This window comes from Arthrobacter sp. ISL-69, from assembly GCF_018613775.1.
GTDB lineage: Bacteria > Actinomycetota > Actinomycetes > Actinomycetales > Micrococcaceae > Arthrobacter.
Window position 1 is genome coordinate 250,516 of the sequence record NZ_JAGGPO010000018.1, and the last position, 14,385, is coordinate 264,900.

Here is a 14,385-nt window from a genome sequence, read left to right on the forward strand (position 1 = left end):
TCACGCACGAGGAGTACACATGGAAGTCTGGCCCGGATCGGCGTACCCGCTGGGAGCCACCTTTAACGGCACAGGAACGAACTTTGCGCTGTTCAGCGAACGAGCCGACAAGGTGGAACTGTGCCTCTTCGACGACGACGGTGTTGAGTCGCGGATCGAGCTCCTTGAAGTAGACGGCTACGTGTGGCACTGCTACCTGCCGCACATCCAGCCGGGGCAGAAATACGGCTACCGGGTCCACGGGCCGTACGATCCCGACTCCGGAAACCGGTTCAACCCGAACAAACTGCTGCTGGACCCGTATGCCAAGGCCGTGCACGGCCAGATCGACTGGGATCCCGCGCTGTTTTCCTACAACATGGGCGACCCCGATTCCCGCAACGACGCAGACTCCGCGCCGCACATGATGATGGGCGTAGTGATCAACCCGTTCTTCGACTGGAACGGCGATCACGCCCTCCGCGTGCCGTACCACAAATCGGTGATCTACGAGGCCCACGTCAAGGGCCTGACCCAGCTGCACCCCGAGGTTCCGGAGGAGCAGCGCGGCACCTACGCCGGCGTGGCCCACCCCTCGGCCATCTCCCACTTGCAGAAGCTGGGCGTCACCGCGATCGAGCTCATGCCCGTGCACCAGTTCGTCAACGACGGCATCCTCGAAGACAAGGGCCTCAACAACTACTGGGGTTACAACACCATCGGGTTCTTCGCCCCGCACAACACCTACAGCTCCACCGGGGACGTCGGGCAGCAGGTCCAGGACTTCAAAGCCATGGTCCGCTCGCTGCACCAGGCAGGCATCGAAGTGATCCTCGACGTCGTGTACAACCACACCGCCGAAGGCAACCACCTGGGCCCCACGCTGTCCTTCAAGGGCATCGACAACGCCGCCTACTACCGGCTGATGGACGGCGACGAGAAGCACTATATGGACTACACGGGCACCGGTAACTCGCTCAACGTCCGGCACCCCCACTCCCTGCAGCTGCTCATGGATTCCCTGCGGTACTGGGTCACCGAAATGCATGTGGACGGCTTCCGGTTCGACCTCGCCTCCACCCTGGCCCGCGAATTCTACGACGTGGACAAGCTGTCCACTTTCTTCGAACTCATCCAGCAGGACCCCGTGGTGTCGCAGGTCAAGCTCATTGCCGAACCCTGGGACGTCGGCCCCGGCGGATATCAAGTGGGTAACTTCCCACCGCAGTGGACGGAATGGAACGGCCAATACCGGGACACCGTCCGCGACTTCTGGCGGGGAGAACCGTCCACCCTGGGCGAGTTCGCGTCCAGGATCACCGGCTCCGCCGACCTCTACGAGCATTCCGGACGCCGGCCGGTGGCATCCATCAACTTCGTCACAGCCCACGACGGCTTCACCCTGTCGGACCTGGTGTCCTACAACGAGAAGCACAACGACGCAAATGGCGAAGGCAACAACGACGGCGAATCGCACAACCGTTCCTGGAACTGCGGCGCCGAAGGCCCCACCGACGACCCCAAGGTCCTGGCCCTCCGAGCGCGGCAGCAGCGCAACTTCATCGCCTCGCTGCTGCTGTCCCAGGGTGTCCCCATGCTGCTTCACGGCGACGAACTGGGCCGCACCCAGCAGGGCAACAACAACGGCTACTGCCAGGACTCCGAACTGACCTGGATCAACTGGGACAACGTGGACCAGCCGCTCGTGGAGTTCACGGCCGCCGTCAACGCACTCCGGCACAGGCACCCCACGTTCCGCCGCAGCAAATTCTTCGACGGCAGGCCGGTGCTCCGCGGCGAGGGAGAAAGGCTTCCGGACATCGAATGGCTGGACGTTGACGGTTCCACGATGAAGCCCGATGACTGGGACAGCGGCCTGGGCCGGTCCATCGGCGTATTCCTCAACGGTGATGGCATCCAGGGCCTGGACGAGCGGGGACGGCGGATCACCGACGTCAACTTCGTGCTGTACTTCAATGCGGACGTCGAAGAAGTGAAGTTCACCCTGCCATCCGACGAACACGCCCGGGCCTGGGACGTCATCATCGACACCGCCGGACACAACGCTGACACCGAACCCGTCGAAGCAGGCGGCGTCCTGCCCGTCGACGCCAAGTCCCTGGTGGTACTCCGCGCGCACAGCACCCCGGAAGTCGAGCCGGACCACTCTGTGGCGGCCTCGCTCGCGGCACTGTCCCAGACCTCCACCAGCGAGACTGCGGCGCTGACCAGCCCCATGATCGCGGAGCCGGGGCAAGTCAAGAAAACCAAGAGGAAGCCGGTGGACTCATGAAGACGCCGGTCTCCACTTACCGGCTCCAGATCCGCCCCTCGTTCACGCTCCAGGACGCTGCCGCCACGGTGCCCTACCTGAAGTCGCTGGGCGTGGACTGGATCTACCTTTCGCCGATCCTGACGGCCGAAAAGGGATCTGACCACGGTTACGACGTCACCGATCCGTCCGCCGTCGACGCCGACCGCGGCGGCCCGGAAGGGCTGAAGGCGGTATCCCGGGCAGCCCGGGACGCCGGCATGGGCGTACTCGTGGACATTGTGCCCAACCACGTTGGCGTGGCGTCGCCGTACCAGAACCCCTGGTGGTGGTCCCTCCTTAAGGAAGGCAAACAGTCCCCTTACGCCGAGGCTTTCGACGTCGACTGGGACTTCGCCGGCGGCCGCGTGCGCCTGCCCGTGCTGGGCAGCGACGACGACCTCGACAAGCTGGAAATCCGCGGCGGCGAACTCCGCTACTACGACCACCGGTTCCCGCTGGCGGACGGCAGCTACTCCGAAGGGGACGACCCCCGCGACGTCCACGCCCGCCAGCACTACGAACTCGTGGGCTGGCGCCGCGCGGACAACGAGCTCAACTACCGCCGCTTTTTCGCCGTCAATACGCTGGCCGGCATCCGGGTGGAAATCCCCCGGGTGTTCGACGAGGCGCACGAGGAAGTGGTGCGCTGGTTCCGCGAGGGGCTGGCGGACGGCCTCCGGATCGACCATCCGGACGGGCTGGCGGACCCTGAGGGCTACCTCCGGCGGCTCCGCGACGCGACCGGCGGCAGTTACCTGCTGGTCGAGAAGATCCTGGAACCGGGGGAGGAGCTTCCGTCCTCCTTCGAATGCGAAGGGACCACAGGCTACGACGCACTGGCGGACGTGGACCGGCTCTTCGTCGACCCCGAGGCCCAGACGGCCCTGGACCAGCTCGACGGCAGGCTACGCGGCGGCGAATCCGCCGACTACGAGGAGATGATACGCGGGACCAAGCGCAGGATCACCGACGGCATCCTGCACTCGGAGATCCTGCGGCTGGGACGGCTGATTCCGGCGGGAACGGAACCCGACGCCGGCCCTGCGGCGGACGCGCTGTCCGAGATCATTGCCGCCTTTCCGGTGTACCGGACCTACCTTCCGTTCGGGGAGGAAGTCCTGAAGGAGGCCTGCAGCCTGGCTGCGCGGAACCGGCCCGACCTGGCGCAGGCGGTGGAATTGCTGCAGCCGCTGCTGCTGGACTCCGGTTCGGCGCTGGCGCAGCGGTTCCAGCAGACGTCCGGCATGGTGATGGCCAAAGGGGTGGAGGACACCGCCTTCTTCCGCTACACCCGGCTGGGGACCCTGACCGAGGTGGGCGCCGATCCCACCGAGTTCGCTCTCGCTCCTTCGGAATTCCACCGCCGGATGGAACGGCGCGAAGCCGAACTTCCGCTGTCCATGACAACGCTCAGCACGCACGACACCAAGCGCAGCGAGGACACCCGGGCCCGGATTTCGGTGATTTCCGAGTTCGTCGGGGAGTGGGACAAGGTACTGACCAGGCTGCAGGAACTGGCCCCGCTGCCTGACGGGCCGCTCTCCAGCCTGTTGTGGCAGGCCATCGCCGGTGCCTGGCCCGCTTCCCGGGAACGTCTGCAGCAGTACGCCACCAAGGCAGCCCGCGAGGCCGGGAATTCGACTGACTGGCTCGACCCGGACGAAGCGTTCGAGCAGAAGCTGGCAGCCGCCGTCGACTCCGTCTTCGATAACCCGGAGGTCCGTGCGGAGCTGGAGTCCTTCGTGGCCCTCCTGGAGCCGTACGGTGCGGCGAACGCGCTGTCCGCGAAACTGGTGCAGCTGACCATGCCCGGGGTGCCGGACGTCTACCAGGGCACTGAGTTCTGGGACCGTTCCCTCACCGATCCGGACAACCGGCGGACCGTCGACTTTGCCGCGAGGCAGCGGGCACTGGCCGCACTGGACGCCGGCGAGCGTCCGGCATCGTACCAGGATGACGCTGCCAAGCTGCTGGTGGCCTCACGGGCGCTCCGGCTCCGGCGCGACCGGCCGGAGCTCTTCACCGGCTACGCGGCAGTCGCCGCGGCCGGCCCGGCAGCGGCGCACCTGGTGGCCTTCAGCCGCGGAACGGGTTCCGCTGGCTCGGAAACCGCCACCGCGACCGGCTCAGCCGGTGCCGTCACGCTGGCCACCAGGCTGCCGCGCCGGCTGGAACAGGCCGGCGGCTGGCAGGACACCACCGTTACCCTGCCCGTTGCAATGACCGATGAGCTGACGGGCACCAGCTTCGGGCGCGGGCAGGTGTCCGTTGCGGACGTCCTGGCCAGCTACCCCGTTGCCTTGCTCGTTCCTGCCACCTCTGCCAGTTCCGAACGATCGGAGAACGACGGATGACGACGACTGCAAGCAATCGCTTCGATATCTGGGCACCCGATGTCAGCGCCATCACCCTGCTGGCGGGCGGCTCTGAATATCCGATGAGCCAACGCGGCGGGGGCTGGTGGACAGCTCCGGCTGCCCCCGCCGACGGCGACGTTGACTACGGCTACCTGCCGGGGACCGACACCACGCCGTTGCCGGATCCCCGGTCCCGGCGGCAGCCGGCGGGCGTCCATTCCCTGTCCCGCACCTTTGACCCGTCCGCCCATGAGTGGGCGGACGGGAACTGGCCGGGCCGGGAGCTGCAGGGCGCCGTCATCTACGAGCTGCACATCGGCACCTTCACTCCCGAGGGCACCCTTGAGGCCGCGGCCGGAAAGCTGGGCTACCTCAAGGAGCTCGGCGTCGACTTTGTGGAACTGCTGCCCGTCAACGGCTTCAACGGCACCCACAACTGGGGCTACGACGGCGTCCTCTGGTACACCGTCCATGAGGGCTACGGCGGGCCCGCCGCCTACCAGCGCTTCGTGGACGCCGCGCACGCCGCGGGCCTGGGCGTCATCCAGGACGTGGTGTACAACCACCTCGGCCCCAGCGGCAACTATCTGCCGCGCTTCGGGCCCTACCTGAAGTCGGGGGAGGGGAACACCTGGGGCGACTCGGTCAACCTGGACGGGGGCGGGTCAGACGAGGTCCGCCGCTACATCCTCGACAACGCGGCCATGTGGCTCCGCGACTACCACGTGGACGGGCTGCGGATCGACGCCGTGCACGCCTTCAAGGACGAGCGCGCGGTCCATCTCCTGGAGGACTTCGGCGCCCTCGGCGATGCCGTGTCCGCCGAAACCGGCCGGCCGATCAGCATGATCGCGGAGTCGGACCTCAACAACCCCCGCCTGCTGTATCCCCGGGACGTCAACGGGTACGGGCTGGAAGGGCAGTGGAGCGACGACTTCCACCACGCCGTCCACGTGAACATCAGCGGGGAGACGGAGGGGTACTACAGCGACTTCGATTCGCTGGGCGCCTTGGCCAAGGTCCTGCGCACCGGTTTCTTCCACGACGGCAGCTACTCCAGCTTCCGCGGCCGGCACCACGGACGGCCCATCAACACCGGGCTGGTGCATCCTGCCGCACTGGTGGTGTGCAGCCAGAACCACGACCAGATCGGCAACCGCGCCACCGGCGACAGGCTGTCCCAGTCGCTGTCCTACGGCCAGCTGGCCCTGGCGGCGGTCCTCACGCTGACGTCCCCGTTCACCCCCATGCTCTTTATGGGGGAGGAGTACGGCGCCACCACGCCCTGGCAGTTCTTCACGTCCCACCCCGAGCCCGAGCTGGGCAAGGCGACGGCGGAAGGCCGCATCAAGGAGTTCGAGCGCATGGGGTGGGATCCCGCCGTCGTGCCTGACCCCCAGGATCCGGAAACCTTCCGGCGTTCAAAACTGAACTGGGACGAGGCCGCGGAGGGCCACCATGCCCGCTTCCTGGACCTCTACCGGTCGCTGACCGCACTGCGGCGCAGCACCCCGGAACTGGCAGGCCTGGGGTTCACGGACACCGCGGTGGACTACAGCGAAGAGGAGGGCTGGCTGCGGTTCCGGCGCGGAGACGTGCACGTGGCGCTGAACTTCTCGGAGCAGGCGGTCAAGCTTGACGACGTCGGAGGAACCTTGCTGCTCTCCACCGACGAGGTGACACGGCCGGACGGCGCCTCGCTTGCCTTGGCCCCCTGGAGCGCCGCCATTGTGAGGGCGTAGCCGCCGGTATTGTTTGTAGTTCCTGTTTCGCCGCGGGCTGTTTGTGTCAGCCCGCGGCGTAACACGGGCTTTAGGGGGTGTAGCCTGCGTCACAGCTGGCAGGATAGATAGTATGACTTATTCGGCAGCGGACAACCGCTATGAATCCATGCCCTACCGCCGCGTCGGACGCAGCGGCCTGAAACTTCCGGCCATCTCCCTTGGCCTCTGGCACAACTTCGGCCACGACAAGCGGTTTGATGAGCAGCGCGCCATCCTCCGCCGCGCCTTCGACCTGGGCGTCAACCACTTTGACCTGGCCAACAACTACGGCCCGCCGGACGGCTCCGCCGAAACCAACTTCGGCCGCCACCTGCAGGACGACTTCAAGCCGTACCGCGACGAGCTTGTCATCTCCACAAAGGCCGGGTACTACATGTGGCCCGGCCCTTACGGCGAGTGGGGCTCCCGCAAATACCTGATCTCCAGCCTGGACCAGTCCCTGCAGCGCATGGGCCTGGATTACGTGGACATCTTCTACAGCCACCGCCCGGATCCGGAAACGCCCATGGAGGAAACCATGGGGGCGCTGGACTACGCCGTGCGCTCCGGCAAGGCACTGTACGCGGGCATCTCCTCCTACACGCCCGAGCAGACCATCGAGGCGGCCCGGATCCTCAAGGAGCTCGGCACCCCACTGCTCATCCACCAGCCCAGCTATTCCATGCTGAACCGCTGGACCGAGAACGGGACGCCGAACCTGTATGAGGCGCTCGAAGAGGTGGGCGCCGGTTCCATCGCGTTCTCCCCGCTGGCCCAGGGCATGCTGACGGACCGCTACCTGAACGGCATCCCGGCCGATTCGCGCGCGGCCAAGGAACGGTTCCTGTCCGAATCGGCACTGACCGAGGATAAGCTGGACCGGGTCCGCGGACTCAACAAAATCGCCGCGGACCGCGGGCAGTCGCTGGCACAGATGGCCATCGCCTGGATCCTCCGCGACCAGCCCAAGGGCGCACCCGTAACGTCCGCACTGGTCGGCGCGTCCAGCGTCAAGCAGCTGGAGGACACGCTGTCCGCCATCAACAACCTGGCGTTCTCCCAGGAGGAGCTGAAGGAGATCGACGAGTTCGCCGTCGAATCCGATATCAACCTCTGGGCACAGAAGTAGCCGACGCGTAACAGAGCCGCCGGGGCCGGCCGGGAACATCTCCGGCCCCGGCGGTGTTAGCTAGAATGCAAGGGCGCCCCATGGCGCTGTGCCCATCAGCCGCCGCCGCACATCAGAGTGCAGCCGCGCCGGGCACGTGAAGTTTGTTCTCAAAGGAGTTCCGTGTCTTCAAATCCGATTCGTGTTGCCATTGTCGGTGTGGGTAACTGCGCCGCATCCCTGGTCCAGGGTGTCCACTACTACCGGGATGCCGACCCCCAGGCAACGATTCCCGGTCTGATGCACGTGGAGTTCGGCAAGTACCACGTCAACGACGTTGAATTCGTTGCAGCCTTCGATGTCGACGGCAAGAAGGTCGGCGTTGACCTGGCCGACGCCATCCTGGCCAGCGAAAACAACACCATCAAGATTGCCGACGTCCCGCCCACCGGTGTCACCGTCCAGCGCGGCCACACCCTGGACGGCCTCGGCAAGTACTACCTCGAAACCATCGAGCAGTCCCCTGCAGAGCCGGTCGACGTTGTCCAGGCCCTCAAGGACGCCAAGGTTGACGTCATGGTCTGCTACCTGCCCGTCGGGTCGCAGGAAGCCGCCGAATTCTACGCCCAGGCCGCCATCGATGCCGGTGTGGCGTTCGTCAACGCGCTGCCCGTGTTCATCGCCGGCACCAAGGCCTGGGCGGACAAGTTCACGGCCGCCGGAGTGCCGATCGTGGGCGACGACATCAAGAGCCAGATCGGTGCCACCATCACGCACCGCGTCATGGCCAAGCTCTTCGAAGACCGCGGCGTCACGCTGGACCGCACCTACCAGCTCAACGTCGGTGGCAACATGGACTTCAAGAACATGCTGGAACGCGACCGCCTCGAGTCCAAGAAGATCTCCAAGACCCAGGCTGTCACCTCCAACGTCGAAGCCGAACTGGCTGCCAAGGACGTCCACATCGGCCCGTCCGACTACGTCCAGTGGCTCGACGACCGCAAGTGGGCCTTCGTCCGCCTCGAAGGCCGCAACTTCGGCGATGCGCCGGTGTCGCTCGAATACAAGCTGGAGGTGTGGGACTCACCCAACTCCGCCGGCGTGATCATCGACGCCATCCGCGCCGCTAAGATCGGCCTGGACCGCGGCATCGGCGGCCCGCTGCTCTCCGCTTCCAGCTACTTCATGAAGTCCCCGCCGGAGCAGTTCAACGACGACCTCGCCCGTGACAAGGTTGAGGCCTTCATCCGCGGAGACCTGGAGCGCTAGGCCCAGTCCTTCCGCGACGCTCTCTCACTTTCTGCGGGATTTCGCGCAACGCTCTCTCACTTTCTGCGGGATTTCGCGCAACGCTCTCTCACTTTTGGTGGGGGAGCGTTGCGCGTTAAGCGTCCTCTTCGTAGCGCCGGATGGCATGGCTCGCCTGGGCAAGGGCGAGGAGCTTCAGCAGCAGCTGGCTGTGCATGTGCATGCCGACGGCGGCTGTAAGGATGAGCTGATCGACGCTGTCAGGAGCGGTGGTCACCGCAATATCGAGGCCGGCGACGTCGTCCATGGCTTTGCTGTAGGTGTCCAGGAGTTCGCGGGTTACGGGGATGTGCAGGCTTTCCATCAGTTCCAGATGGACGTTCAAAGCGTTTCGGGCGTCGCTTGGGTAATCGGGCCAGTTTCTGAGGCGTACGACGGCGTCAGCCGCCGGTGTGGGACGGTCGCCGCTGGCGGCGGCGGTGTCGAGGTGAAGCACCACCCGCTGAACCGCCGCTAAGACCGTAAGGCGCGGGGCGCCGTCGTCGGCCATTTTGAGGAGGCCGCGGATCTGCTCAATGTTCAGCCCGACTATCCGGCGGAGGGCCTGGATCAATTCGAGACGCTCGACATGCTTGGCGGAATACTGGGCGCGGGTTGCGTGGACGGTCTCGCCGGCCGGCAGCAGGCCCTCGCGCAGGTAGTACTTGATGCTGGCGGCCGATACTCCCGATTGCCCGCTCAGCTCCTTGAGCTGCATGCCGCCCTCTTTTCCCGCGGAGGCCGGATCCATTGGATAGCGGATCCGGCGCTAACTATCCTGATGTACACGCATTGGATAGTGGCTCTATCCTAAACCTATGGAGCACTGGAACATACTGCTGGTCAGCCACGTGATCGCCGCACTGTTCGTGCTCGCGATCGGTCCCTTCCAAATCCTTCGCCGACGCCGTGACCGCATCCACCGCACCATGGGCTACCTGTGGGTGGCAGCCATGTACTACGTCTGCATCAGCAGTTTCTGGATCGTGACGGCCGGACATTTCACCTGGCTGCACGGGCTGTCCGCCTTCACCATCGTGACGGTCACCCTTGGCCTTGTCAGCGCCATCCGCGGCAACATCCGGTCGCACCTGGGGAACATGATCGGCAGCTACATCGGCATTGCCGTGGCGTTCGCCTTTGCCGTTGCCGTGCCGGGGCGGGCCATTCCGCAGCTCCTCGCCGGGGACCCGGCCACCGCGGCATACGTTGCCGGACTGGTGGCGCTGAGCGTTGTGGTGGTGTTCGTTTCGCTCAAGCGCGGCGGCCGCACGGGCGCATCGGGCGGTTCAAAAGAACGGACGCTCTCTCACTTCCTGCGGGTTTAGGGCCGATCCTCTCTCACTTTTGGTGGGTTTTGGCGCGACGCTCTCTCACCCCGCGTCGGCGAATCCGGATGCATGGGGATGATCCAGCCACGCAGTGCGAAGCGTCCGCTTGATCTTCCCGATGGCGCGTTGGAAGCCGTCAGCATGATCGTCCTTGTCGAATATCAGGACAGTCCAGCCAGCCGATTCGAACGCCTTGTTTCTCCGTCTGTCACGAAGGGACTGGGAGTCAAGAAGGTGATGCTCGCCGTCGTACTGGATGGCGATCCGCCGGTGACGGTAACCGAGATCGGCGCTCGGGGACATGGTGTCAGCGTCACGCAACGCCAGCTGGAGGTCCGGTTCGGGAAGGCCGGCATCGGCCATCGCCAAGCGCAGCAGCGACTCGGGCGCGGAGTCCGCCCCCACCCGCATCAGGTCCAGGGCATCCCTGGCGCGGACAATGCCCTGCAGGTTTGGATGGCGGCCGACCAGGGAGCGGAGCCCGTCCAGGGTGTCGTACGGCTGCGTCCGGCCCTCGAAGTCCACTCGCGGAATGCGGATTAGCTGATCGCCCATGCACACGAGGTCACGTACCGACAGCTGCCGCGCCAGATCCAGCCACGTCCGCGATCGGGTGCTGACGCGAATGCCGTCGATCGATTCAACCTCATCGTCCCGGGCGAAGACCGTATGGCCGACTACGCCCTTGCGACGCACCGAGGGTAACGTCCTGGGCTTGCTCAGATGGAGCTCCGTTGAGTCCGCCAGCCAAGACGGCAACAGCTGGCACCGGAGCCGAGCTGCAGTGAGGTGTGAGATCCAAGCACCAGGCGATGCGGCAGACAGCGCCCGTGCGGCGGCTTCCAGTTCAAATCCCCAGTCCGAGGGGCGGTACAGCCCGCGTCCAACATGGACCACGTCTTTCCGCCGCAGCCGGTCTGTGGATACTCCTGAGGCCCGCGCCGAATCCAAGGTGAACGGAGCAGTCGCGAGTATCCCGGGCAGATCGTTGCACTTTTCCATGCTGGCATTGTGACCCGAAACTCGATGACACCGCAGAAGATATCCACAGGCAGCCCTTGGACGCACGGGAAGTGAGAGAGCGTCGGGGAAAAGGCGGCGGGAAGTGATGGAGCGTCGGGGAAAAGGCGGCAGGAAGTGATGGAGCGTCGGGGAAAAGGCGGCAGGAAGTGAGAGAGCGTCTAGAAGAGGCCCACGGGCTTGCCGGTGTCGTCCACGTCCATCCGCATCGCCGCCGGAACCTTGGGCAGGCCGGGCATGGTCATCACGGCGCCCGTCAGCGCCACGATGAACCCTGCGCCCGTCTTCGGGATGAGGTCGCGGACGTGGACCGTGAAGCCCTTGGGCGCACCGAGACGGGCGGCGTCGTCGCTGAAGGAATACTGCGTCTTGGCCATGCACACCGGCAGCCCCGCCCATCCGTTCTTCCCGATGTCGGCCAGGCGTTTCAGGGCGGGCACGGAGAAGTCCACGCCGTCGGCGCCGTAGATTTCCTGCACGATGGTCCGGATCTTGTCCTCCACAGAAAGTTCGAGAGGATACAGGTGGCGGAAGCTGTGCGGCGCATCGAGTGCTGCGAGCACCTTGGCGGCGAGGTCGTCGCCGCCGTCCCCGCCGCCGCCGCGGCCCCAGACATCGGCCACGGCAGCCTGCACGCCCTCGCCGGCACACCACTCCAGCAGCCAGTCGAGCTCTTCCTGCGTGTCCGTGGCGAACTTGTTGACGGCCACCACCGGGGTGATCCCGAACTTCTCCACGTTGCGGATGTGCCGCCGGAGGTTGGCCACGCCGGTTGCAAGGGCCTCCACGTTGGGCTCCTTGAGCCGGTCCTTGGCCACCCCTCCGTGCATCTTCAGCGCCCGCACGGTGGCTACGAGCACGACGGCGGACGGCGCCACGTCTGCCACCCTCGCCTTGATGTCCATGAACTTCTCGGCCCCGAGGTCCGCGCCGAAACCGGCCTCGGTGACCACGATGTCCGCCAGCTGGCGGGCCGTCTGGGTGGCGATCAGCGAATTGCAGCCGTGCGCGATGTTGGCGAAGGGTCCGCCGTGCACCAGCGCAGGTGTGCCGGCGATGGTCTGTACGAGGTTGGGCTTGATGGCATCCCGGAGCAGCATGGTCAGCGCGCCCTGAACCCCCAGGTCGGCCACCGTGACGGGCTCCCGGTCATAGGTGTAGCCGAACGTGATGCGGCCCAGCCTTGCACGCAGGTCGGCGATGTCCGTGGCCAGGCAAAAGACCGCCATGATCTCGGACGCCGCGGTGATGTCGAAACTGTCCTGACGCGGAACGCCCTGGACAGGCCCGCCGAGACCGATCACCACTTCGCGGAGCGAGCGGTCGTTCATGTCCAGCACCCGCTTGAACGTCATCCGGCGGGGATCGATGCTGAGGTCGTTGCCCTGGAAAATATGGTTGTCCACGAGGGCCATGAGTGCGTTGTTCGCGGAGGTGATGGCGTGGAAGTCGCCGGTGAAATGCAGGTTGATCTCATCCATGGGCAGTACCTGGGACAACCCTCCGCCAGCGGCGCCGCCCTTCATGCCGAGGATGGGACCCAGGGACGGCTCGCGCAGCGCAATCATCACCTTCTGCCCCGTCCGGGCCAGCGAATCCGCCAGGCCCACCGTTGTAGTGGATTTCCCTTCTCCTGCCGGCGTGGGGGACATGGCCGAGACGAGCACCACCCGGCCAGGCTGGCGGGCGGGCGCACCGGCCGGGTCCGTGAGCTTCGCCGGGTCGATCTTTGCCTTGTACCGGCCATAGAGTTCCAGGGCGTCAGCATTGATGCCCGCCGCGGCGGCGATCTCCCCGATGGGCCGCATGGTGGCCCGTTGGGCGATTTCGAGGTCACTCATGGCGTTGGTGTCAGACATCTTTGTCCTTCAGTTCGTGGCTCCAGGGAAAGCCGTTCGGGGGTTCCCGCCCGGCGCTACCCGGCTTAGGGCGTGTGGCCCACCGGAATTCTGTGACTATCAATGTACTGGTCGACGGCGGCGTGGTAGCTTTCCAGCGTGATGGCGGCGGTCCGCTGCCAGCCGAAGCTCTGGGCGTGCAGCGCCGCAGCCCGCCCCATGTCCTCGCGCGTGGCGGGATCGTCGTAGAGCGCCTCGAATACGTCCGCCCAGTCCGCGGCCTTGTGCCCGTCCACCAGCAGGCCGGTCCGTCCGTCGAAAATGGCCCTGGAGAGTCCGCCAACCCGGGTGGCAACCACGGGCGTCCCGCAGGCCTGGGCTTCCAGCGCCACCAGCCCGAAGGATTCGCTGTAGGACGGCATTACCACAACGTCGGCGGAGCGGAACCAGGCGGCCAGCTCCGGTGCGTTGACCGGCGGATGGTGGGTGACGACGTCGTCCATTCCGGCAGCGTGGATCAGCGACTTGAGGTCGAAGTCCTTGGCCCCGCTGAGGGCGCCGAGGATGGTCAGCTGGAGGTCGATGTCCGGACGGCGCGAGCGGAGCAAAGCGGCTGCCTGGATAAGGATCTGCGGGCCTTTGAGCCGCTGGATCCGGCCGGCGAACAGCAGATGGAATTTGCCGGCAGGCACGCCGAGCTGCGCCCGGGAACGGGTCCGGAACGCCGGGCTGAACACGGTCAGGTCCACGCCGGGGGGAGCCACGTCGATTTGGTCGAAGTCGGCGTTGTAGTGCGAGACGAGCTCGGCGGCCTCGGCCGGGGTGTTCGCGATCAGCCGCGCTGCGCCGTCCACAATCCTGTGTTCGCCGTCCTCCCGCCGCCTCGGTTCGGGCTTCTCGCCGGAGTGCAGGAGGAGGTTCTTGACCTTGGCCATCGTGTGCATGGTGTGCACCAGCGGCACGCCCCAGAGCCCGGAAAGCTCCAAGCCGGCCACCCCGGAGACCCAGTAATGCGAATGGATGAGGTCGTACCGGCCGTGCGGCTGACGCTGCCGTATGCGCTCGATCTCCGCCACCATGCTGTGCAGCAGTCCCGGAAGTTCCTCTTTGGGCAGCTTCCGCGGCGGGCCGGAGATCACGTTGTGGACGCACACGCCGGGGTCCGGGTGCTCGACGGCGGGCTGTTCCGAGGACGTTGACCGCGTGAAGATCTCCACTTCCACGCCGGTTGCGGCGAGCGCCGAGGCCAGCCCCCGCACGTAGACGTTCATGCCGCCGGCGTCACCGGAACCGGGCTGTTCCATGGGCGAAGTGTGCAGCGAAAGGAATGCCACACGGCGGATCAGGGTCACGGCTCTCCCTTCGGCTGGCGGAACTGCATCCGATAA

General features: G+C 65.9%; 10 protein-coding genes. 6 read left to right on the forward strand and 4 right to left on the reverse strand.

The window, feature by feature from the left end; all coding sequences use genetic code 11:
* Nucleotides 1-19: 19 nt before the first annotated feature.
* The 5 genes from glgX to J7I79_RS13470 all read left to right on the forward strand — a co-directional run bounded on the left by glgX (nucleotide 20) and on the right by J7I79_RS13470 (nucleotide 8,790).
* Nucleotides 20-2,272, forward strand: coding sequence for a glycogen debranching protein GlgX (glgX, locus tag J7I79_RS13450; protein WP_214953853.1), 2,253 nt, complete (start codon nucleotides 20-22; stop codon nucleotides 2,270-2,272).
* A complete protein-coding gene (gene treY, locus J7I79_RS13455; RefSeq protein ID WP_214953855.1) occupies nucleotides 2,269-4,647 on the forward strand; it encodes a malto-oligosyltrehalose synthase in 2,379 nt (792 codons plus the stop codon). Before glgX ends, treY begins: the two co-directional genes overlap by 4 nt.
* Nucleotides 4,644-6,392, forward strand: coding sequence for a malto-oligosyltrehalose trehalohydrolase (treZ, locus tag J7I79_RS13460; RefSeq protein WP_214953857.1), 1,749 nt, complete (start codon nucleotides 4,644-4,646; stop codon nucleotides 6,390-6,392). The genes treY and treZ overlap by 4 nt, the downstream gene beginning before the upstream one ends.
* 112 nt (nucleotides 6,393-6,504) lie before the next feature.
* Nucleotides 6,505-7,542 (forward strand): L-glyceraldehyde 3-phosphate reductase, encoded by a 1,038-nt coding sequence (mgrA, locus tag J7I79_RS13465; protein WP_214953859.1) that lies wholly within the window; start codon nucleotides 6,505-6,507, stop codon nucleotides 7,540-7,542.
* Between the two features lie 162 nt (nucleotides 7,543-7,704).
* Nucleotides 7,705-8,790, forward strand: a complete 1,086-nt coding sequence (locus J7I79_RS13470) for an inositol-3-phosphate synthase (RefSeq protein ID WP_214953860.1) — start codon at nucleotides 7,705-7,707, stop codon at nucleotides 8,788-8,790.
* 115 nt (nucleotides 8,791-8,905) lie between these two features.
* On the opposite strand, the gene J7I79_RS13475 is transcribed toward J7I79_RS13470, so the two are convergent.
* Nucleotides 8,906-9,526, reverse strand: a complete 621-nt coding sequence (locus tag J7I79_RS13475) for a MerR family transcriptional regulator (RefSeq protein ID WP_214953862.1) — start codon at nucleotides 9,524-9,526, stop codon at nucleotides 8,906-8,908.
* Nucleotides 9,527-9,626: 100 nt separating this feature from the next.
* On the opposite strand from J7I79_RS13475, the gene J7I79_RS13480 reads away from it, so the two are divergent.
* Nucleotides 9,627-10,136 (forward strand): DUF2306 domain-containing protein, encoded by a 510-nt coding sequence (locus tag J7I79_RS13480; protein WP_214953864.1) that lies wholly within the window; start codon nucleotides 9,627-9,629, stop codon nucleotides 10,134-10,136.
* Between the two features lie 45 nt (nucleotides 10,137-10,181).
* Here the strand turns inward: J7I79_RS13480 and J7I79_RS13485 are convergent, their stop codons facing one another.
* The 3 genes from J7I79_RS13485 to mshA all read right to left on the reverse strand — a co-directional run bounded on the left by J7I79_RS13485 (nucleotide 10,182) and on the right by mshA (nucleotide 14,349).
* The gene (locus tag J7I79_RS13485) at nucleotides 10,182-11,141 is read right to left on the reverse strand and encodes a DUF559 domain-containing protein (RefSeq protein WP_214953866.1); all 960 of its coding nucleotides are present in this window, start codon (nucleotides 11,139-11,141) and stop codon (nucleotides 10,182-10,184) included.
* 179 nt (nucleotides 11,142-11,320) lie between these two features.
* A complete protein-coding gene (locus tag J7I79_RS13490) occupies nucleotides 11,321-13,018 on the reverse strand; it encodes a formate--tetrahydrofolate ligase (protein ID WP_214953868.1) in 1,698 nt (565 codons plus the stop codon).
* Between the two features lie 65 nt (nucleotides 13,019-13,083).
* Nucleotides 13,084-14,349, reverse strand: coding sequence for a D-inositol-3-phosphate glycosyltransferase (gene mshA, locus J7I79_RS13495; protein WP_214953870.1), 1,266 nt, complete (start codon nucleotides 14,347-14,349; stop codon nucleotides 13,084-13,086).
* Nucleotides 14,350-14,385 lie beyond the last annotated feature (36 nt).

Excerpts from the sequence above, each read along its gene's own strand:
- glgX (WP_214953853.1), top strand. The coding sequence starts at position 20 with ATGGAAGTCTGGCCCGGATCGGCGTACCCGCTGGGAGCCACCTTTAAC.
- treY (WP_214953855.1), top strand. The coding sequence starts at position 2,269 with ATGAAGACGCCGGTCTCCACTTACCGGCTCCAGATCCGCCCCTCGTTC.
- treZ (WP_214953857.1), top strand. The coding sequence starts at position 4,644 with ATGACGACGACTGCAAGCAATCGCTTCGATATCTGGGCACCCGATGTC.
- mgrA (WP_214953859.1), top strand. The coding sequence starts at position 6,505 with ATGACTTATTCGGCAGCGGACAACCGCTATGAATCCATGCCCTACCGC.
- J7I79_RS13475 (WP_214953862.1), bottom strand. The coding sequence starts at position 9,526 with ATGCAGCTCAAGGAGCTGAGCGGGCAATCGGGAGTATCGGCCGCCAGC.
- J7I79_RS13480 (WP_214953864.1), top strand. The coding sequence starts at position 9,627 with ATGGAGCACTGGAACATACTGCTGGTCAGCCACGTGATCGCCGCACTG.
- J7I79_RS13485 (WP_214953866.1), bottom strand. The coding sequence starts at position 11,141 with ATGGAAAAGTGCAACGATCTGCCCGGGATACTCGCGACTGCTCCGTTC.
- J7I79_RS13490 (WP_214953868.1), bottom strand. The coding sequence starts at position 13,018 with ATGTCTGACACCAACGCCATGAGTGACCTCGAAATCGCCCAACGGGCC.